Origin of the sequence: Bacillus sp. ME78 (assembly GCF_903970865.1) — a bacterium.
Lineage (GTDB): Bacteria > Bacillota > Bacilli > Bacillales > Bacillaceae_G > Bacillus_A > Bacillus_A cereus.
Window position 1 is genome coordinate 14,983 of sequence record NZ_CAJCKK010000021.1, and the last position, 20,232, is coordinate 35,214.

Below are 20,232 nucleotides of genomic sequence, written 5' to 3' on the forward strand. Positions count from 1 at the left end.
CGTAAGTCGTAGCTCCTTTATACGAAAAGAAAAAGTCTTTATATATGTACCCCACTCTGAAATAAACACATTTGCAAACAATTTAACATCCTCTTCATATCACGTTCTTTATAATGATTCAGGCATGCAATTTGGATCCAGTTATTCTTTTGTAAATACGCTGATTCATAATGGACAATATATCCTTGTAAAGCTAACGAATCACCTACCGTTTTAGAAGACTGACCTTCGCTTAATTGAATCGTAAGTATAATTTTCGCGGCATGTTCTTTAGGTGAAACAAGTTTTAATCCTATACTAGTAATAGCTTCTTCCATATAATCATATGTCTCTTTAATTTTCACATATACTTTTTCATCTTCAAATCTCTTCAGTGCTTCTTGCAAAGCATAAATTAAATTCCATGAATGAGAATATGGAATACTTTCATTTTCTTCGTACATACCAATGTCCATATAGGCCGGTAATGTCTCGTTTACTTTCACATTGTGATTATGAAAAACAAAAGATACTCCAGTAAACGATTTAATTGCCTTTCCACTAACACCACTTGCAAAATATATATTCTTCAAATCTATTGGTATTGCACCAATTGAGCTTATACAATCTACACATAGTTTCATTTGATTCGTGTTACAAAGAGTATTTAGCTCGTTTAAATCGTTTAACATTCCAGTAGATGTTTCATGATGAACACACCAAAGCCATTCATAATTTCCAGTTGTCATTATTTCTTCTAATTCGGTATAAATAAACGGCTCTCCCATTTCTTTTTTATACGTATCAAAATGTAACTGTGAACGTGTTGCATGCCCAACTAATCTATTACCAAATTCCCCATTTGTTAATACTAGTCCTTTCCCTGTTAAAGATTGTAACTGTAAAGCAATCGCATCATTTGCTAATGTACCCGTTCCTAACATAAGTTGTACCTGTTTTGCTTTTGTCATGTAAAGTAACCGTTTTTTCACATTGTCCATCGTCACTTGAAATGACTTAGAGCGATGCGAAATAGGCTTAGTACAAAATGCCTTTCGAACGTTCTCTTCAATGTCTACTGGACCAGGTAAAAAGGTGTATTCTTTCGTCATAATACTTCCAACACTCGATTCTTCAAACATAGCAGGGGTAACATACATTGGCTGGAAAGCTGCTTCTTCTGTACCAACTAACGTATGGAAAGCTTTAAATCCCATTTGCTCATATAAAGGGAGTTCACGCGTTGTAGCAGAAATGAGTGCCAATTCATATCCATTTAGAAGCAAATAACGATGTAGAAAACGAATTAACCCTAACAACGCTCTTCCATTCCTATATTCACGTTCTACTGAAAGTAAACGAATTTCATACACTTTTTCTCCATGCTCTTGCAAATAAACATCTAAATTTGAAATTTTATAATCTAACGAGAATGGTCGTTTTCCCCGCACCGCGACCATACCTACTAATCTATCCTCATCTAAACAAATTAAATATGTATTTTCTTCATGAAACCGATCTATACGAAACCGGTCTTTCGTTTCTTCATGTTGCGGAATCTCTTCTACAAAAGTTTTATAATTTAATTTATGTATACTTTCAAATTCCCAATCTTGATCAGCAACTTTATAAATTAACCCCATGCCTTATCTCCTTTATCTATTTAATAAAAAATGATAAGTGGAGATTATCCCCACTTATTAAACATTTATTTTATTCTCGATTTACATATAGAATAAGTACAATAATCATTCCACTTAAAATAATCGTAACAACAGAATAAGAATAAAGAATCATACAAATTGGTAAACAAGCAATCGTAATTAGTCCTGGCTTCGTAAATCCTTTGAATATTAAATAAAATACAATAAAAATGCCTATGAGGGTAAGCGCTATCAAATAATCAAATGCAATTAATCCTCCAATAAATGTTGAAATACCTTTACCGCCCTTACCTTTAAATAAAACTGGGTAAATATGTCCAATAATAACGGCCAATAATGTTAACATTACGAATGTAGGGTCTTCAAACAGATATTTTGCAACAGTAACAACGATTGCCCCTTTAATCGCATCCCCAAAAAATGTAGCGATGAAATACCCTTTTCCATATACGCGCCCCATATTTCTTGCGCCAGGATTTCCGCTTCCTTCATCCCTAATATCAACGTTATGTCTCAATTTTGTTACTATATAAGCGGTCAATATGTTTCCAATTAAATAAGAAGCCACCAAATATAAAAACTGCATACTATTAATCATGTAATCATTCACTTTCTAAATAGGAATACATATACAATATTCAATTACTACGTATATTGTACGTTTTTAACATAAATCCCTTCATACATTTTAACATCATATTTTTACAAATCATACAAAAATTCTCATGCGCTATTTTTAAAAATATATATCCCTCATTAAATAATATGTTCCTTTCACTGCCATTTCTGCTTGTGATACGAATGTAATTTCTTTCATACTTTCTTCACAGCATTTCTTAAATACAGCAAATATTTCAGGAACTAAACGCAATATACTCCCACTTACTGCAATTGGCATTGAGTGCTTAAAGTTCAACTTGTTATAAACATTTACTGTAATCCTTGCTAATTCCTTTCCAGCTTGCATTATAATTTCATGCGCATCATCATTGCCACTTCTCACTTCCTGAATAACTAATGGTGCGATTGCTGCAATTTTATCTTTAGAAGAAGTATATACTAAGCTTTTTATATGAGACGGTGTCAAAAGTTGAAACTGCCTTTGAATATTCAAACTCAATGGACAAAGGCTGATTCCTTGATCGAATTGAATTGTCATTTTCTTTAAAGCTTGTAATGCAATCCAATATCCGCTCCCTTCATCTCCTAAAATATGTCCCCATCCACCGCTATACTGATATACTTCTCCTTTCCTTCCTATACAAATTGCACCTGTACCACCTATAGTTAATATTCCATCCTTACCTTTTAAAGCAGCTGCATGCGCGATCATTGCATCATTAAAAATTTCAATTTTTGTTCCGTATTTCTTTTTTAAACGTAATGTTAATTCATTTGTATTCGCTCCGCTTATACCAGCTAATCCTAAACAAATACAAACGCAATGCTCATTTATTAAATTCTTCTGGCATTGATTAATTGCTTCCATAATATGCAAAAGCGCCTGATCAAAATCTATTAATACATTTCCAAATCTGCTCGTACCTCTTACAACTTCATTTCCATTTTGATCAAATGCAATTGCCTCTGTCTTCGTTCCCCCGCCATCTACTCCAATCATATACTTCATATGTTCGCCTCATTTTCATTTACATATTGGAGGGAATGTTACATTCCCTAAAACCACGGAATTCTTAGCACCTGTTGCGCTCGGCACATTACTCGGATTACGATGATACGTTTCGTTTGCTAAAATAGCAAATGCAATCGCTTCTTTCGCTGCTGAAGAATGACCGATATCCTCTTGTATACATATACTACATTTCTCTTCTCTTAATCCATTCCGTATCATTTCAACAAGTGTATTATTATAACTTCCACCACCACCTAAAATCACCTCATCAATGTCATAATACGGTAAAATACACTCCTTATAATGATGAACAATTGAACATGCTGTAAACATCGTGACAGTTGCCAATATATTTCTTTTACTATGCTTTTCAAATCGATTTAATAATTCAGTCACAAACGCTTCTCCAAAATGTTCTCTACCTGTTGATTTTGGTGGTTTCACGTTCAAAAATGGATGGTTCATACAGTATGTTAAAATTTCATCTACAACTACCCCTTGACTTGCGATCCAACCATTTTGATCATATGGTACATGAAATAATCTTTGACATACTTCATCGATTACCATGTTACCTGGTCCAGTATCAAAAGCAATAACACTCTCATTACTTCGTTTACTTGGAACCACTGTAACATTACCAATCCCGCCAATATTTTGCAGTAGTCTATTTTTAGTTTGATGCCGGTATAAAATAATCTCTGAATATGGTACAAGTGGTGCACCTTGTCCCCCTGCCGCCATGTCCATCGTTCGGAAATTCGAGATAACCGTCGTGTTCGTTTCATATGCTATTACTGCTGGTTCCCCAATTTGCAATGTTGAAGAAATAATATTCCCTTCTTGCTTTGGCTGATGATAAATCGTTTGTCCGTGAGAGCCTATTAAATCTAATTGTCTCAAAGGAAAATTGGCCTCTTTACAAACTTCCTTTACAGCATTGGCGAAGCATAAACCAAGTTTAAAATTCAAACTACATATAAGTTGGACATTCGAAGTTTCAATTGATAACGCTTGTTGGATCTCATTTTTCATATCATTACAAAATGGAACAGTAGTAAAATGGATGAGTTCGATTTTAGAATCTACACCAATTCCTTCTATATGAACGAGCGCTACATCTATTCCATCTAATGAAGTACCAGACATTACCCCTGCAATATACATAATGTGCATGACCTCCTATTTACTAAAAAACAATCATGTAAGTAACGAACGTACAACCAATCGAAAACAATATAAATCTAAAAAACAACTGAGCTTTCGATGCAAACGATCCATCAATGAAAGAAACAACTACCGTAAGCAAAACGCTTGCCGCAATACTTGTAACGAGCCATATACTATGCATTTGTGATAGATATAGCATTCTTAATAAAGGCACAAAAAGTAAATTCGCACATATCAATCCAAATAATAATAAAAATACACCTTTATAACTAAATTTTATATTCATTCTATTTCTCCCTTTCTTGTTTTAATGTGAAAGAAGTGATAGACAAAAAGTCTATCACTCAAAATAACAGCATACAGATTAAGGATTAACAGATTCCCCGTCACCATTCTTTTCAATTTCAAGCATATTTTTGTCGTACATTTTAAAGAATGGTAAATAAATAAGGAACGATATTGCTATATTTATAAAAACTAATACAATAGCACGCCAATCTCCACCTGTTGCTAAATATGCACCAATTGGAGCAGGTAATGTCCATGGCGGCATAATATGCGTTGGTGTTACAAATCCCATCGCAGTTGCTGAATATGCAACAGTTGCTGTTACAAGTGGTGTAATGATAAATGGGATAATTAAAATTGGATTTAGTACAATCGGTAATCCGAATATGACTGGTTCATTAATATTAAAAATACCTGGAACAATACAAGTTCTTGATAATGCTTTCGAATATTTCGATCGACCAAATATAATCATAGCTAATACAAGCCCTAACGTCGCACCAGAACCGCCAATCCATATAAACCATTGATATAACGGCTCGGGTGAAATAAATGGCAACTGATCTGCTCCACTAGCAACTGCTTCACCATTTTTCCCTAGGTATACTTCCCATAATGGCCTAGCAACAGTTCCAACAACCGACACACCATGGATTCCGAATGACCAAAAAAACGTAATTAAAAACACTGGAATCATTACACCGAAGTAACTATCCCCAGCTTTTACTAATGGTGCTGCTAATTTATCAACAACATGGTGTAAATCAATGCTAAAAACGACAGTTACTAGACTCATTATAATAATAACGAATGCTGCAGGTATAAGTGCTTCAAATGAACGCGATACAGATGGCGGTACTTGTTCTGGCATTTTAATCATTACATTTTTCTTCTTACAAAATCTTAAAATCTCTACGGATAAAATAGAAACAATCATCGTCACAAATAATCCATGACCTCCGAGATTTGTCATCGGAAGCATGAATCCTTTTTTATCAATTAACTCAGGCGTTAATGTTAAAAGTAGTGAACATACCGCGAGCTGTGCTCCTGATAAAGCATCTAATTTATAACTTTTCGCTAAATTATATCCTATTCCAAATGCGATATATAAGGACATAATAAACATGGTTAAACGATATGGTATCAATATACTTGTTTGATTCTTTAATGCCCAAACTGATATGAAACTATCTTTCGGCAGTGGTGGAAATGCTACTATTAAAAAGAAGCTTCCTACTATAATAAATGGTAACGCCGAAATAACTCCATCACGGATTGCTTGTAAATGTCTCTGCTCAGAAAGCCTTGCCATCGGTCCAGATAAGTTTTTATCAAGAAACGTGACAAACTTATTCATAACGTTTCCCCCTAACTTATTAATTCATTTACAGTTTTTAATAAAGTCGGGCCACCAAGCGGTGTGTATGCTTGCGGCGGTATAATGCCACACGGAATAGATTCCTCCTCTGCAAATTTTTTTACAGAGTCAAATCGGTGTCTTATTTGAGGTGCCACCATTACGACATCCCAGCCATTCTTTACTTCTTCCTCTACCTCATTCGTTCCAATTGCATGCACTTCCATGTTCACACCATTTTTCTCCGCTTCTTTTTTTAAAGCGTTTACAACAATTGCACTGGACATTCCTCCAGAACAGACGAACAAAACTTTCATTTATTAATCCTCCTATACTTATAATTTATTACCCTTCAAATGAAAGGAAGTTTCACTTTACTAACAAGCATATGAAGTAGTAAATGAATTTAGTTATAATGAAAGTAAATTTCATTAAAAATATTTTTCCTATTAAATTAATGTTTCAATATGCAATTTTCTCTATTGCAAGGTCAACCTCGCCTCATATATTATTTTAAATAATCATATGATAGGGAGGCGTATAAATGATCGTTAAACGTTTATTAATGATATGTTGTATCGTTATCTTGTTCATCCCTTTCTCTTTCATTCCCCCTCACTCTACTTATGCTGAAGTAAATACTACGTACAAAAAACATGAATTACGTGCTGTATGGATCGCATCAGTTCTGAATATTGATTGGCCCTCAAAAACTGGCTTACCTATTGAAAAACAGAAGCAAGAATTTATAAGGTTATTAGACAATGTAAAAAGCACTGGTATGAATACAGTTGTTGTACAAATTAAACCAACCGCTGATGCTTTCTATCCTTCAAATTACGGTCCTTGGTCTGAATACATTACGGGTACACAAGGAAAAGATCCTGGTTATGACCCGCTCGCATTTATGATTGAAGAAGCTCATAAAAGAAATATAGAATTCCACGCTTGGATTAATCCATACCGAATAACGATGAATCACACCGATATAAATCGATTATCAAATAATCACCCTGCAAGGCAACATCCCGATTGGGTTGTCCCTTATGGCGGAAAGTTATATTACAATCCCGGTATTCCGGAAGTGAAAAAATTTATAACAGAAGGCGCTTTAGAAATCGTACAAAATTACGATATTGATGCGCTGCATATGGATGATTATTTTTACCCATATAAAGTAGCCGGTGAAGAATTTCCAGATCAGAAAACGTACGAAACATATAATAACAGTAGATTTACAAATATAGAAGATTGGCGACGTAACAATGTAAATGAACTTGTAAAAGATTTAAATACTGCTATAAAACAAGAAAAATCATATGTAAAGTTTGGCATTAGTCCGTTCGGCGTATGGAGAAATATAGCTGACGATCCCACTGGCTCTAACACAACCGCAGGCCAAAGAAACTATGATGACCTTTATGCTGACACACGTGAGTGGATACAAAAAGGATATATTGACTACATTACACCGCAAATATATTGGAATATAGGTTTCACCCCAGCTGCATATGACATATTAGTAGATTGGTGGGTTAAAGAAACAAATAACAAACCGATTCACCTATACATTGGTCAAGCGGCCTATAAAATTAATAATAACTCCGTCCCTGCTTGGTCTGATCCAGAAGAATATCCAAGACAAATTGCATTAAACCGGCTATATCCTGAAATAAAAGGTAGTATGCATTTTAGCTTAAAAGATATTAATAACAATCCACTTGGAGTTAAAGATAGACTCTCAAAAGACATATATAAACATCCTGCATTAATCCCGCCTATGCCTTGGATTGATCATGATCCACCAAAACAACCGACTTTAAAAGGTGCCATTCCAAGAGATGAAGGTATTGCAATCGGTATCATTGACAATAGAGATAATGATTCTGCTTATTACGCTATTTACCGCGTGAATGGGAAAAATGAAGTGGATATACAAAATCCCAAAAATTTACTTACTACTGTAAGAAAAACAAAACTTGGAGAAATTTATGTAGATAAAACTGCTATTTCCGGAGAAACGTATACCTATGTCGTAACTGCAGTTGATCGATTGCATAATGAAAGTGTGGCTTCTAGTCATACTACCGTTAGTGCAAAATAAAACCTCATAAAAAAAGCGCCTTAAAGCTGTGATACTTAGCTTTTAAGGCGCTTTTTGTTATTTATTCTTAAACTTCTCAGTCGCTGCCCTCATCTTCACATTTAAATCGTGATCAATCGAGTCGCGAATATCTCGCTCTACTACTTCCATTTCTTTTTTGAAATTTTCCAAGTAGATCTTCAGTTCTTCTTCCTTCTCTGGTCTTTGTGAAGGTGGTAATTGTACTACCAACGATAACATGGCCGTTAAATCTTTCATTAAGAATGTTTCAAGTTTATGTTGTTGTTCAAACATGCGTTGCTCTTGATAGTACGGAAGTGCATTTAATACTGAAATTGTAATATCATCAACCGTTCTTTGTAATGAAGGATTTATTGAGCGTTTATACGCTTGAATTGTATTTAATGCGTCTGGATAACGGTCATAAAAATACAATTTGTAAAATGATAAGTCTGTCGGTTTTACAGTTTGCTGCGTTTCTTGTCTTAAGAAATCTTTCACTTTCATCGCAGCCACATCAATATCTTCATTCGTAAGCTTTTTCGTAGTTTTTGCCATTACATGCACTTTTTTCTGCTTTTCTTTCGGTAACATCGAGAAGACTTGCTCTCTCGTACGTTGACCTGATGCACAAAATAGAGTATTTAATGTATTTTGTTCTTTCTTTCCTTCGGTGCGAATCCAGCGATAAAACAGTGGATGTTGTGTAAATTCTTGTAGAAACGGTATTGATTTGTTTGATATCTTATCTAGAGAATCTTGCGCTCTTTTATATGGCTTCGTCCATGAAAAATACAGTTTCCGCCCGAAGTATACGACTAAAACAACGACAGTAAATGCTATTAAAAGCAATGTACCGAGTAGTAATAGTACTGTTTGAATGAAACTCATTTGTTCACCTCCTCTAATAATCCGTTATTTCCTTGGACGCTGAATGAGTTTCTGCTTCATCTCATCATTAAATGTGTCTAGTTCAATAACGAACTTCTTGCTTGACTCAATAATACGTTCTGACGATTTTTCAGATGCTTCAATTGCAGCGAACACATTTTGGAATGATTCACGTAATTTATCCATGCTAATAGCAGGGTTTTCAAGCAATTTCGTCGTTTCTTCTGTATTTTGTTTTAACGCTTGAGAATTACTTAATACCATCGATTCAATTGCTTCATTCGTCGCATTTACGGCATCAATTGTTTTCCGTTGATTCGTTAATGCAAGCTGAATAGCAGCTGAAACTGTTACAACGTTTTGTGTCATCGTAATCGCATTACGTATCGCCTCTGTTAATTTTTCATTATTTTTCTTAATGATGTCTACAGAAGCTATAGATTGTAATAATACACTTTTCGCTTGCTGCATATTACGTGTACGTACAAGTATCTTTTCTAATGCATCGTTAATTAACGGAATATCCCTTTGACGCTCTGGGTTTTGTTTCTCAGCTTCAAGCATGCCAGCAAGCTTTTTCCCTAAGTATACTTGTTTATCAAGAGCATGAATTTTATCGTGCGATTGTTCTTTTAACATTTCAAGACCAACTGTATCCTCTTGTAAGTTATCACGACCAATTAGAAGGGATCTAATAATTTCCTCAATTTGCTTATCTATAGATTGATATTTATGCACGTATGTTTCAAGTGGATTTTTCTTAAATACTTTAAACATAATTTTCTTCATACCACTTGCTTTTAATGAATTCGGATCAAGCTCTGATACTACTTTGCGTAATTCTAACAATGTATTTGGAATTTCTTCATTCTTTCCATTCATCATCGCTGTGACAGGACGTTTTAATGCTGATAACGTTTGTCCTGCTGCTTGTTGTTCTTTATCCCCCAAATCTCCTAGCTGCGACAATACTTTCGATAAATCTGTATTTTGCTCGCTATTTAACTTTTGTACATAAAGATCGGCTTCTTTATTTAATTCATCAAGTTCTTCATCTTTTATAACTGTATCAACTACTACTTCTACATTATTATCTTTCACAATTGATACGGGTTCTTTTTTCTCGAGTTCAGTCAACAAAATCGCTCCTTTATTTATATGTGCGAATTTATATGCACTATATTTCATCAATTATATCGTATTTCATATACATTCTGACTGCTTGAAATCGACTTTTTTAGAAATGCCTATTTATGCAGTCATTCCCTGTTTCTTACTATAAGTATACCTGTAATCAACATAATTTTCCTCAGACTTAAGACCTAGAGAACAACATGCTGAAGGCGGATTCTTCATATATTTCCTAAATAATTTACGTTCTTTCAATCGTGCTACACTCAATCTTTTGACATTCACCCGTTTTCAATGTGATAATTCTATTACACTCACTTCTATTTATTTTTGCGAGCTACAAATGCTCCCTTTTGAAACGCTAATAACACCGTTTCAAACGTATCATCTTCTTCAATCATTTTTATAAACTCATCTAATTCACTCGCATGAGAAGTTGCATTATCAACAACAAGAAAACCTTTTGGTTGTAACATACGTTTTATATGCTCAAACCACCACATGTATTGCGTGCGCTCTGAATCTAGGAAAATAAAATCAAATGAATGATCTAATTGGGAATCTAAAAATGCCCCTGCTTCTTGATTATGAATATCGATTCTTTGTAACAGGTTTGCCTTTTCAAAATTGACAAGTGCCTCTCCAACTCGTTCTGAAGAAAGCTCTACAGTTGTTACATTTCCATTTGTTTCTTCTACCGCATTAGCTAACCACAATGTAGAATAACCATTAGAAGTTCCAATTTCCAAGATATTTTTTGCATTACACCCTTTTACTAAAATTGATAAAAATTGCCCCATCTCACGAGAAATATTCCGTAATTTTTCTTCCCGTATTTTTTTATTCCGATCATGCTCTTCTCCATATTGTTCAAGTTGAAGTAATAATGAATCTAACGTATCCATTCTTTTCATCGCCTTTCCAAGCAATATGATGAAAAAGCTCTTGCTGCCCGTCTACTTTTATTATATGCGAAACGAAATCCTTTTTCCCGTTATATGACAAAGATTTATAATTTTTTATAGCATATTGTTTCGTTTTTTGGTAAAGTTAATTTCTACGTGCAATTATTCCATTCATATTATTTCATATTAAAATTGCAGTTATTAAATTATATAAACCCCATTTAAATGAATCGGTATTTCAAATTCAATTAAGCGCCCTTTTCGGACGCATTTTCTTTGTTTATATATTTCCAGAAGAAAGGATGCTTACAAATGAACGTGATTAGCTTAGATGCTGCTCGAAAACGAAAGCAGCATAAAAAATTAATGATTACTATACCGATTATTACACGTATTTATGAAGAAGACGGGGAAATTAAATTTGAGGTAGCTGGCGAAAAAGATGTACCTCTTGAAATGTTAGAAAAATAATAAAAAAACGCATTTCTAAAGAAATGCGCTTTTTTATATTTTTACATTTAAATGCATAAGTTTTTCAGGATTAACCATCATATAAATATTTGAAATCTTCTCATCCTCAAATGCAAACGAAAGAACATACGTTACTTTATTATTTATTGTAACTATAACTCCTGGTATACCATTTACCATTTTAAAATCAACAGTGTACTCTTCTGTCAATCGTTGTGCAATCCCAAAGAACAAGCGAATAATTCGATCTGCAGAATAAATCGGATTGATCGCAGTTGTAACTTTACCGCCACCATCAGCTTTGAATATAGCATCTGTTTTTAATACTTCCAACATACCTTCCGTATCCCCACACTGTAATGATGCTACAAACTTTTCAACATAAGAAGCCATTTTCTCCGTGCTTAATTTTGATTGCTTCGGTTTCTCTAACATGCTTTTTCGTGCACGTTGAAAGATTTTTCTACAGTTCACACTACTCTTATCAACAATTGAAGCTATTTCTTCGTATTCATAACTGAAAACCTCTCTTAATATGAAAACAATCCTTTCTACCTCAGATAGTTGTTGTAAAAGTAATAAATATGCGGTGGAAAGGGATTCTTTCATTATAAATGACTTTGATGGCTCATCACTCTCGTCTACAAGTGGCTCTGGTAACCACATTCCTACATACACGTTACGTTTATGCGCTGCCGATCGTAATTTATCAATTGAACGATTTGTCGCCATCTTACATAAATATGCTTTCATATTTTCTATAGATTGAGGATCTTCTATATTATTTAGCGAGATAAATACATCCTGAACGATATCCTCAGCATCCATAACACTCCCAAGGATTCTGTATGCTAACGAAAATAATAATGGTTGATACGCTTCATATAACTGCTCCGTTTCCATGATGAACTGCCTCACTTTCATATTGCTTTAAAATGTGTAACGCTGCTCGTTTCCCGCTTGCTACCGCAGCATCAGCTAATATTTCATCATGCCCTGCCCAATCTCCTGCAACATAAACACCTGGCATTTCAGGTATATTAGGACCCGGCTTTTCAACACGGTCAATATGAGGAAAATCATGTACTACTGTTATTTTCGGTAAATATTGCTGTGCAACAACTTCTCTTTTCCAATTTGGATGTAACAACTCCATCGTACTTTCCAACTGTTCTTTATCTTCATGAATATGATTCATCTCTAGCACAGGATTATGGTACTTGATTAGACTCACTGCAATTGATCCATCTTCACTTAATTTAGCTGCTCTCGATTGATTTGTGAAAAATATAGGTTGATCTAATCCTAATACAAATTGATGTGTAGGATTGGGTAATTGTCTTAAGCCAATATCTAATGCAGCAACAGTAACCGGTACCGATTGTTCACTCCATCTATGCAAACTTGTTCCTTCTGCACCTTTTATTATTTTACAAGCCTCTTTTGGCGGAGTCGTCACGATGACTGTACCTACTTCAAAAACCTCATCATCAACACAATGTATTCTTTGTTTATCTTCATAATGCTCTATTTCCAAAACATGCTTTTTAGCCAAAAATTTTACCCCGACATCATTCGCTAAATCTCTTAATTTTGTTATTATCGTCTCCCAACCACCATCTACATAAAGCACTCCTTCTTTTATAGAAAGCTGTATTTGCTTTAGTACAGATGATGCTAATTGTATTGTAGGAGCAAACGTATATGTTGTTGTCCGGCATAGCGCATAAAATATATTACGAACCATTGGATCTTTTATTTCATTTTCTGCCCATGTAGTTAGACTCATTTTCGGAACTTCTCCTACATCTAAATTTCCTAAACGAATCATAAGACGTGAGAATTGTACTTTTGCAGACCACGAAAGTAGTGGTGTTGATAAAATTGAGCGAAAATCTGTTGGGATGGTGAATATATCCCCTTTCCATATTCCATGTGCTTTTGTAGATGGTATTCCACCTGGAAGATTCAAACCGAGCTCATTAAAAGTTATAAACGCTGCCCCGCCTCTATATAAAGCATGTGCACCAAGATTCATGCAGATTCCATTTTTATTTATAGTCATCCCTCGGCCACCGAATTGACTGGATTTTTCTAATACAATCACTTTCTTTCCAGCTTTCGCTAAATATATAGATGCTGTTAATCCAGCAAGCCCACCGCCAACAATTGCTACATCAAATGTATTCATAATAAAATCCCTCCTTATCGTTCTACATACAAGACGAACGATTAAGGAGGGATGTGACATGAAAATAAATTTTTATTACCCTACTTTATTTCATTACTTTTTAATTCGGTCATATTGCATACGAAATAACTCAATTGCAAATGGAATATCCTCTTCACTCTTTATATAATAACTGATCCATCCTGATTCAGGTAATACGTGATGTGGTTTTACCAATCCTTGCTTCACTAATTCATCTCGCTTTAACTTCGGAAATGGTAAATCAGCTAATTTATCACCATGAAGATGGCCAAGTTCTTTCTTACCATAATTTATTTCAATACCACCAAATCGATGCGGTTTTTCAGAAACACCCGCCCAGCTGAGTACTTCATTTCTAATCATTTCACTAAATGACATGAACATTCACTCCTTATAAATGATTGATGTACTTTTAAATTAACATTTTCATTACTTTTTTCCATCAATCCAAAGTATGAATGGGAATACGAATATAGTTTAGTATTAACACCTTATTCTTTATGAAATAAGTGAATTTATTAAGCTGCCGACAACAGCACAAAACAAAGACTAGACTCATATCCTAATTTTGTAACCTAACTTCCCTATAGAAAGGCGGGTAATACAATTGACTGCCAACATCGACTATACCTCTCCCTCAACCAATTTTACTTATGATGTAAATAAAAGTAATTTTTTTCGGAAAGATGCCCAAAATTATATAAATGTACTCGGTATTAAACAATTAAATACTTTAGAAAATACTTCTTTATTAGATATTTATTTAAGTACAGGAAATGTTGTAGAACCACATATTCATCAAAATGCAGCTGAACTTGTTTATTGTATTTCAGGGTCTGCTGTTGTTTCTTTACTTAATCCATTTACGAATCAAATATTAAACTTACCGATAAAACCGGGGCAAGTTGCCAACATTCCACAAGCGTGGTGGCATTATGAAATTGCTACAGCTGATAATACTCATTTATTAGCTATTTTCAATGCCCCGGCGCCAGAAGTTATTTTCGGTTCTGATATTTTAAGATTAACTCCGGCTCATATGATGGCCCATACTTACTGCCTCAATGAACAACAATGGAAACAAGCGGTTTCTCCTATTCAATCAACTACTGTTATTGGCCCTCCGGCAAACTGCAATCAAAACCGTGGAATGAAAAATTACCCAACCCAGCCCCTCCCTCAACAACATAATCCGTATCCCCAAGATTCTTATTACTTTCCTCTTTACTGGGGCTATTAATTTGTAAATTTTTAAAAGAATCATCATTTATCTCCTAGGAAAATACCGAGGAGATTTTTTTATTGTATGTTCTCTTCCTATTAATAATAGTAACAATTGATAGTGTACATACATATAATATTTATATATTAAATTGGAGGTGATAGTACTATGAGTAATTATAACTATCGAAAAAACTACTCTTATAATAAAAATAGTAGCTCTTCAGCATCCTCTCAATCTTCCAATTCTCAATCTTCCAATTCCCAATCGCAAAGAGACTTAGCCGAGCAAGGCTATGTAAAGAAAAAAGGATGTAACTGTAATAAAAATAAATAGTTTATTTTATGGATGAATTCTTTTTTAAAAGAATTCATCTTTTTTTGCTGATCGGAAATTTTTAAAGTTACATAACTTATGCCTTAAATGAGAAAGGGTAAATTATACTTTTTTATACGAACTTAATAAAGAGTAATTGTTCAATTGATTTATTACTTATTTCCTCAAAAAATATAGTCCTTCCTAAATTTATTAGGAAGGACTATATACAAACCCCTGTTTAATTTCCTACTAAACATTGTAACAAATTAAACGATATTAATACCTGCACTTACAAATCCAGCAACTGCAGCTATTGGACTTGCTGCTGTTAATGAAACATACAGTAGTATTTTATCTCCAGCCGCTACTGGAATAGCTTCAGCAATGATTCCTGATGCTGTAGAACCAATCGCTATTGCGGCAAATGCTGGTGTTAATAAAAGAGGTGCGCCTTGTACTGTAAACGTATTGCTTGCTGCAGGTGCAGTTAATATTTGTATTTGCACTTGAACAGGTGATAATGGAGCTAAAGCAGCTGTTGCACTAAAGAAACCAGCTAATGACGTAATAACCCCTGCGCGTGGTGCTACAAATGCATAATCACCTACACCTAATGCTAATGTGATACTTGTTCCACCAGTTAAAGCTACACCAGGCTGACTAAATCCAAATCCAAGAAGAGTTCCTGTATTAGCTATTAACGCGTTAACTAACGCAGATGGTGTTGTACCTGAAGCAAATGGAATAATAGCTCCGCCACCAGTTGCTCCTGTTGCACCAGTTAAGCCTGTTGCACCAGTTAAACCTGTTGCTCCCGTTGGACCTGTTGCTCCTGTTGGACCTGTTGCTCCTGTTAGACCTGTTGCTCCTGTTGCTCCTGTTAGGCCTGTTGCTCCTGTTACTCCTGATGGACCTGTTGCTCCTGTTGCTCCTGTTGGGCCTGTTGCTCCTGTTGGACCTGTCGCTCCCGTTGGACCTGTTGCTCCTGTTGCACCAGTTGCTCCTGTTACTCCTGCTCCTGTTGGACCTGTTGCTCCTGTTGCACCAGTTGCTCCTGTTGCTCCTGTTGCTCCGCCTCCTGGACCTGTTGGACCTGTTGGACCTGTTGGGCCGCCTCCTGGAGTAGCACCAATTAATTGAGTTAATAAGTTTAATAAAAGTTGTAAGCTTGCAGGGTCAATAATTAAAGAGAAGAAGAATGGTGCAAGAGCACTGTAGAATTGTTGTAATAAAGAAAGTAATTGGCTTAGATTTGGGTTAGGAGATTGTAGTAAATTAATAATACTTTGAATTAATTGTTTTAAGAAATTCCCTTCTGGAGAAGGTGCTAATTCATTTAGTAAGTTCAATAGTTGAGTAAACAAATTGAGTAAAGCTAATCTGTTTGCATCACTTGGATTTGCAAAAAACGCTGCAATAGCCGAAATTAAAGAGTTTAGTAAAGTAATTAATCTACCTAATTGCTCACTAGTAATTGGAACTGTTTGTGGATTGTTACAGCAATCTGGAGTGAAAACAATCGGATTATTGCAGTGGTTATGACCGAAACAATTATTACTTGTCATTTATGTCCTCCTTACTTGTTTTATATTTGAGTTTTTCCTATTATAAGGATCATAAAGTTGTAAAAGAGTATGTGTTATACATTGACTTAAAATAGGAAACATGAAATATAATTAAACTTGCAAACGCTATTTAATTATGTTCATGACTCACATATTAATTATATGTTTTTAATAATTGACTGCTTAGATTAAATACCTAAACTTAAGAGTTTATTTTATTTTTCCACGTTTATCTCTTAGGTTTAAATACACATATTAATTTGCATATACTCAACAATTAACAGTGCCATTTTTTTCATATAAATATACCTTATTTCTTTACTAAGATTGTGTTCTCTTTTTTAAACATGAAGCCGTTTGTATTATAGAGAACTCTCATATACTATATTGAAAAATTCATTTTATATTTTATTCCAATACACTATGAAAAGGATTGAAGTTAAAATCCCTATCATTCAACCATTTATAACAGCTAGAAATTGAATGTACCTTCACTTAATTTTAACTATTCAAATATAAAACAAAAAGGACAGATTCCTTTTCATTAAGGAACTGTCCTTTTAATTAATAATGATAAATTGTAATATAATTGAAGATCCTTGCGATGGTGGTTGCGTATCCAATAAAGTTAATTTACCAGCACTCACTTCATATAATGGTTGTGGTTGCAGTATTCCGTTAACAAACAAATTAATATAAGAAACTTCACTAGGAGACAAAATATTCGTTGTACCATATTGAGGTATCCCGTCAGCATCTGTATATATAAGTTTCTCTCCATCTGCAAAAGTGTAATATAACAAATTGGTTGTGGTTATAGGACCAATGCCCCCAGTAGGACCTGTTGCTCCTGTTATCCCTGTTGCTCCCGTCGGTCCCGTTATCCCTATTGATCCGGTTTCTCCAGTTGGTCCCATTTCTCCGGTTGCTCCTGTTATTCCGATCGGTCCTGTTGCTCCCGTCGGTCCCGTTATTCCGGTCGGCCCCGTTTCTCCGGTCGACCCCGTTATTCCGGTTGCTCCTGTTATTCCGGTCGGCCCCGTTTCTCCGGTCGACCCCGTTATTCCGGTTGCTCCTGTTATTCCGGTCGGCCCCGTTTCTCCGATCGACCCTGTTATTCCGATCGGTCCTGTTGCTCCCGTCGGTCCCGTTTCTCCGGTTAGTCCTGTTATTCCGGTCGGTCCCGTTTCTCCGGTTAGTCCTGTTATTCCGGTCGGCCCCGTTTCTCCGGTTGGGCCTGTTATTCCGGTCGGCCCCGTTATTCCAGTCGGCCCCGTTATTCCAGTCGGGCCGGTTGCTCCTGTTGGAATATAAATCGGTGGAAGAATCGGAAATGTAGGTCCAATATTTTCTGGTCCCATCATCTCCTTATTCAATGATAAATTGTCATTGCGTTTCAATTTAATACCTCATTCCACATGTTTTTTAATTCATACACATCATTATGACCCTATCATTAAAGAATAACTTTATAACTATTCTCTTTTTTCTCCCCAAAGAATTATTACATATATTAAACATTTTACCGTTGCTATAACCGCTTTAATTAATATAATAAATTAATCATTCTATTTAAAAAGTACTAAATCTATAACATTCTTATTTAAAAAGATGAGGTGATTTATATTCATGATAATAATGAAATTAGAAAAAAAGAAATAATGTCAATGGCCCTTGACATTATTTTCCCTTACAGGCTTACTGGACCTACGGGGCCTACTGGAAGTACTGGGCTTACCGGGAGTACTGGGTCTACCGGAAGTACTGGGCCTACCGGAAGTACTGGACCTACCGGAAGTACTGGGCCTACCGGAAGTACTGGGCTTACCGGGAGTACTGGGTCTACCGGAAGTACTGGACCTACCGGAAGTACTGGGCCTACCGGAAGTACTGGTTCAATCGTTACAACAAACTCTATGTTCGCTAATAATACATCAGGTGGTCCTGTTTCAGTCATATTAGGAGGAACAAACATTCCACTTTCAAATAACCAAAGTCTCGGTAATTTTACAGTTAACGCTTCAAATGACGTATTTACAATTCCTGTAACTGGAAGATATCATTTAACCTATCAAGTTAATACGACAACCGCTCTACTTGCTGGAACTAGACTACTATTAAACGCTTCTACGCCAATTCCTGGCTCTATTTTTTCTCCCGCTTTATCAACTTCAAATTATAGTAATAATTTAATTACTAATTTAAATGCTGGTAATACAATTTCACTACAATTATTTGGTATATTATCCGTCGTGAATTTAGTTGGAGGTGGATCAACAGGTGCCTCTCTTACAATTATACGAATTGATTAAAAAATGATTCATTCTTTTTATAATAAACAATCTAAATACTCAATTGATAAATATTACGATAGTGATTACGTAATAAAAATAAATTGTACTATATCCATAGTAGAAAACATCTATACTAAATTTTCCGTATATATATTATCAATTTACACTTCCCCCATGTCGATGTTACATTAAAGATGAAGATCGTTTCTTCTTTACAGACCATCTCAATATGTATTTGAGGAACATCTCCAATCCTATACGCGAGAGCAATACTATATTGACACTCAATCGAGTGTCTTTTTTTATATTCAAAAAAATAAAACCATCTCTTATAGATGGTTTTAACAATACACATTTACTTTTACTCTTTATATTATTGCCAGCTTATAAAGCTGGATAATAAATAGTCATACTTAACCGAGTTAATGTTCTTCCTGAATTAGTATAAGTATGCGGTCTATCCGCCTTAAAGCGAATTGAGTCTCCATTATTTAACGTATATTGACAATCATTTATATCAATTGTCAATTTCCCTTCAAATACCGTTATAAACTCTTCTGTTCCTTCTTTATGCGCTTCTGAACTTAATTTCCCTTCTGTATCAATTTCAACCATATAGATTTCAAAATTCCTATCATCTTGGAAAGGAAATGAGGGATACACCTTATATCTCCCATTGTCTTCAGACAATACTTGAACATCATTTCGTAAAACTACTTTCGTATCAGGCTGTGGATTATTAATTAAAGAGGTAAATGATACTTTCAAACCATTAGCAATTTTCCATATTGTTGTTAGTGTCGGGCTTGAATCTCCTCTTTCTATCTGTCCAATCATTGTTTTACTTACACCTGTTAATTGAGAGACCTTTTCTAAACTTAATTTTTCTTTTTCACGTATTGATTTTAAATTTTTTGCCAGAATAAGTTGAATTTCTTCCATAAAAAACACTCCTACACTGTATACAATATAACGACCGTTATGTATAATAAAAAGCACACGTTATATTGTTCTTTTTGGTCATT

General features: G+C 34.8%; 20 protein-coding genes. 4 read left to right on the forward strand and 16 right to left on the reverse strand.

What is annotated here, in order from left to right; translation table 11 throughout:
- Window positions 1-38 precede the first annotated feature (38 nt).
- From H6481_RS20205 to H6481_RS20235, 7 genes are all read right to left on the reverse strand, one after another.
- The gene (locus tag H6481_RS20205) at window positions 39-1,622 is read right to left on the reverse strand and encodes an aminotransferase class V-fold PLP-dependent enzyme (protein WP_097987532.1); all 1,584 of its coding nucleotides are present in this window, start codon (window positions 1,620-1,622) and stop codon (window positions 39-41) included.
- A gap of 70 nt (window positions 1,623-1,692) precedes the next feature.
- Window positions 1,693-2,241: a glycerol-3-phosphate 1-O-acyltransferase PlsY gene (plsY, locus tag H6481_RS20210; RefSeq protein WP_182812968.1), complete on the reverse strand. Its 549-nt coding sequence runs from the start codon at window positions 2,239-2,241 to the stop codon at window positions 1,693-1,695.
- Window positions 2,242-2,379: 138 nt separating this feature from the next.
- Window positions 2,380-3,273: a BadF/BadG/BcrA/BcrD ATPase family protein gene (locus tag H6481_RS20215; protein ID WP_182812969.1), complete on the reverse strand. Its 894-nt coding sequence runs from the start codon at window positions 3,271-3,273 to the stop codon at window positions 2,380-2,382.
- Between the two features lie 15 nt (window positions 3,274-3,288).
- The gene (gene anmK, locus H6481_RS20220; protein WP_182812970.1) at window positions 3,289-4,443 is read right to left on the reverse strand and encodes an anhydro-N-acetylmuramic acid kinase AnmK; all 1,155 of its coding nucleotides are present in this window, start codon (window positions 4,441-4,443) and stop codon (window positions 3,289-3,291) included.
- 22 nt (window positions 4,444-4,465) lie between these two features.
- Complete coding sequence (locus tag H6481_RS20225) at window positions 4,466-4,732, reverse strand: hypothetical protein (protein ID WP_182812971.1); 267 nt, start codon at window positions 4,730-4,732, stop codon at window positions 4,466-4,468.
- A gap of 78 nt (window positions 4,733-4,810) precedes the next feature.
- The gene (locus tag H6481_RS20230) at window positions 4,811-6,094 is read right to left on the reverse strand and encodes a PTS sugar transporter subunit IIC (protein WP_001032277.1); all 1,284 of its coding nucleotides are present in this window, start codon (window positions 6,092-6,094) and stop codon (window positions 4,811-4,813) included.
- Window positions 6,095-6,105: 11 nt separating this feature from the next.
- The gene (locus H6481_RS20235; RefSeq protein ID WP_000865907.1) at window positions 6,106-6,411 is read right to left on the reverse strand and encodes a PTS sugar transporter subunit IIB; all 306 of its coding nucleotides are present in this window, start codon (window positions 6,409-6,411) and stop codon (window positions 6,106-6,108) included.
- 227 nt (window positions 6,412-6,638) lie between these two features.
- Here H6481_RS20235 and H6481_RS20240 point away from each other — a divergent pair, with 227 nt between their 5' ends.
- The gene (locus H6481_RS20240; RefSeq protein WP_182812972.1) at window positions 6,639-8,198 is read left to right on the forward strand and encodes a family 10 glycosylhydrolase; all 1,560 of its coding nucleotides are present in this window, start codon (window positions 6,639-6,641) and stop codon (window positions 8,196-8,198) included.
- 57 nt (window positions 8,199-8,255) lie between these two features.
- Here H6481_RS20240 and H6481_RS20245 read toward each other — a convergent pair whose 3' ends face one another.
- The 3 genes from H6481_RS20245 to H6481_RS20255 all read right to left on the reverse strand — a co-directional run bounded on the left by H6481_RS20245 (window position 8,256) and on the right by H6481_RS20255 (window position 11,134).
- The gene (locus H6481_RS20245) at window positions 8,256-9,089 is read right to left on the reverse strand and encodes a DUF3974 domain-containing protein (RefSeq protein WP_000008372.1); all 834 of its coding nucleotides are present in this window, start codon (window positions 9,087-9,089) and stop codon (window positions 8,256-8,258) included.
- A gap of 24 nt (window positions 9,090-9,113) precedes the next feature.
- The gene (locus H6481_RS20250) at window positions 9,114-10,226 is read right to left on the reverse strand and encodes a toxic anion resistance protein (RefSeq protein ID WP_000137402.1); all 1,113 of its coding nucleotides are present in this window, start codon (window positions 10,224-10,226) and stop codon (window positions 9,114-9,116) included.
- Window positions 10,227-10,540: 314 nt separating this feature from the next.
- Complete coding sequence (locus H6481_RS20255) at window positions 10,541-11,134, reverse strand: class I SAM-dependent methyltransferase (protein WP_076876553.1); 594 nt, start codon at window positions 11,132-11,134, stop codon at window positions 10,541-10,543.
- 303 nt (window positions 11,135-11,437) lie between these two features.
- Here H6481_RS20255 and H6481_RS20260 point away from each other — a divergent pair, with 303 nt between their 5' ends.
- Complete coding sequence (locus H6481_RS20260) at window positions 11,438-11,596, forward strand: hypothetical protein (RefSeq protein WP_001100984.1); 159 nt, start codon at window positions 11,438-11,440, stop codon at window positions 11,594-11,596.
- Window positions 11,597-11,629: 33 nt separating this feature from the next.
- Here the strand turns inward: H6481_RS20260 and H6481_RS20265 are convergent, their stop codons facing one another.
- The 3 genes from H6481_RS20265 to H6481_RS20275 form a co-directional block, all read right to left on the reverse strand.
- The gene (locus H6481_RS20265) at window positions 11,630-12,499 is read right to left on the reverse strand and encodes a sigma-70 family RNA polymerase sigma factor (protein WP_000447147.1); all 870 of its coding nucleotides are present in this window, start codon (window positions 12,497-12,499) and stop codon (window positions 11,630-11,632) included.
- On the reverse strand, window positions 12,477-13,787 hold the full coding sequence (locus tag H6481_RS20270) for an FAD-dependent oxidoreductase (RefSeq protein ID WP_097987537.1): 1,311 nt from the start codon (window positions 13,785-13,787) through the stop codon (window positions 12,477-12,479). The genes H6481_RS20265 and H6481_RS20270 overlap by 23 nt, the downstream gene beginning before the upstream one ends.
- A 93-nt stretch (window positions 13,788-13,880) precedes the next feature.
- Window positions 13,881-14,186, reverse strand: a complete 306-nt coding sequence (locus H6481_RS20275; RefSeq protein WP_000010317.1) for a luciferase family protein — start codon at window positions 14,184-14,186, stop codon at window positions 13,881-13,883.
- 229 nt (window positions 14,187-14,415) lie between these two features.
- Between H6481_RS20275 and H6481_RS20280 the strand changes: the two genes are divergently transcribed.
- Window positions 14,416-15,048, forward strand: coding sequence for a cupin domain-containing protein (locus H6481_RS20280; RefSeq protein WP_000126322.1), 633 nt, complete (start codon window positions 14,416-14,418; stop codon window positions 15,046-15,048).
- 566 nt (window positions 15,049-15,614) lie between these two features.
- On the opposite strand, the gene H6481_RS20285 is transcribed toward H6481_RS20280, so the two are convergent.
- Entirely contained in the window at window positions 15,615-16,913 is a 1,299-nt protein-coding gene (locus tag H6481_RS20285) for an exosporium glycoprotein BclB-related protein (RefSeq protein ID WP_097987539.1), read from the reverse strand.
- A gap of 560 nt (window positions 16,914-17,473) precedes the next feature.
- Window positions 17,474-18,313, reverse strand: a complete 840-nt coding sequence (locus tag H6481_RS29070; RefSeq protein WP_182812973.1) for a DUF4183 domain-containing protein — start codon at window positions 18,311-18,313, stop codon at window positions 17,474-17,476.
- A gap of 267 nt (window positions 18,314-18,580) precedes the next feature.
- Between H6481_RS29070 and H6481_RS20295 the strand changes: the two genes are divergently transcribed.
- Window positions 18,581-19,225 (forward strand): hypothetical protein, encoded by a 645-nt coding sequence (locus H6481_RS20295; protein WP_182812974.1) that lies wholly within the window; start codon window positions 18,581-18,583, stop codon window positions 19,223-19,225.
- A gap of 366 nt (window positions 19,226-19,591) precedes the next feature.
- Here the strand turns inward: H6481_RS20295 and H6481_RS20300 are convergent, their stop codons facing one another.
- The gene (locus tag H6481_RS20300; RefSeq protein ID WP_130813712.1) at window positions 19,592-20,206 is read right to left on the reverse strand and encodes an XRE family transcriptional regulator; all 615 of its coding nucleotides are present in this window, start codon (window positions 20,204-20,206) and stop codon (window positions 19,592-19,594) included.
- Window positions 20,207-20,232: the final 26 nt, after the last annotated feature.

Bases quoted from the DNA above. Each gene is read 5' to 3' on its own strand.
- H6481_RS20205 (WP_097987532.1), bottom strand. From the start codon at position 1,622: ATGGGGTTAATTTATAAAGTTGCTGATCAAGATTGGGAATTTGAAAGT.
- plsY (WP_182812968.1), bottom strand. From the start codon at position 2,241: ATGATTAATAGTATGCAGTTTTTATATTTGGTGGCTTCTTATTTAATT.
- H6481_RS20215 (WP_182812969.1), bottom strand. From the start codon at position 3,273: ATGAAGTATATGATTGGAGTAGATGGCGGGGGAACGAAGACAGAGGCA.
- anmK (WP_182812970.1), bottom strand. From the start codon at position 4,443: ATGTATATTGCAGGGGTAATGTCTGGTACTTCATTAGATGGAATAGAT.
- H6481_RS20225 (WP_182812971.1), bottom strand. From the start codon at position 4,732: ATGAATATAAAATTTAGTTATAAAGGTGTATTTTTATTATTATTTGGA.
- H6481_RS20230 (WP_001032277.1), bottom strand. From the start codon at position 6,094: ATGAATAAGTTTGTCACGTTTCTTGATAAAAACTTATCTGGACCGATG.
- H6481_RS20235 (WP_000865907.1), bottom strand. From the start codon at position 6,411: ATGAAAGTTTTGTTCGTCTGTTCTGGAGGAATGTCCAGTGCAATTGTT.
- H6481_RS20240 (WP_182812972.1), top strand. From the start codon at position 6,639: ATGATCGTTAAACGTTTATTAATGATATGTTGTATCGTTATCTTGTTC.
- H6481_RS20245 (WP_000008372.1), bottom strand. From the start codon at position 9,089: ATGAGTTTCATTCAAACAGTACTATTACTACTCGGTACATTGCTTTTA.
- H6481_RS20255 (WP_076876553.1), bottom strand. From the start codon at position 11,134: ATGAAAAGAATGGATACGTTAGATTCATTATTACTTCAACTTGAACAA.
- H6481_RS20260 (WP_001100984.1), top strand. From the start codon at position 11,438: ATGAACGTGATTAGCTTAGATGCTGCTCGAAAACGAAAGCAGCATAAA.
- H6481_RS20265 (WP_000447147.1), bottom strand. From the start codon at position 12,499: ATGGAAACGGAGCAGTTATATGAAGCGTATCAACCATTATTATTTTCG.
- H6481_RS20270 (WP_097987537.1), bottom strand. From the start codon at position 13,787: ATGAATACATTTGATGTAGCAATTGTTGGCGGTGGGCTTGCTGGATTA.
- H6481_RS20275 (WP_000010317.1), bottom strand. From the start codon at position 14,186: ATGTCATTTAGTGAAATGATTAGAAATGAAGTACTCAGCTGGGCGGGT.
- H6481_RS20285 (WP_097987539.1), bottom strand. From the start codon at position 16,913: ATGACAAGTAATAATTGTTTCGGTCATAACCACTGCAATAATCCGATT.
- H6481_RS20295 (WP_182812974.1), top strand. From the start codon at position 18,581: ATGGCCCTTGACATTATTTTCCCTTACAGGCTTACTGGACCTACGGGG.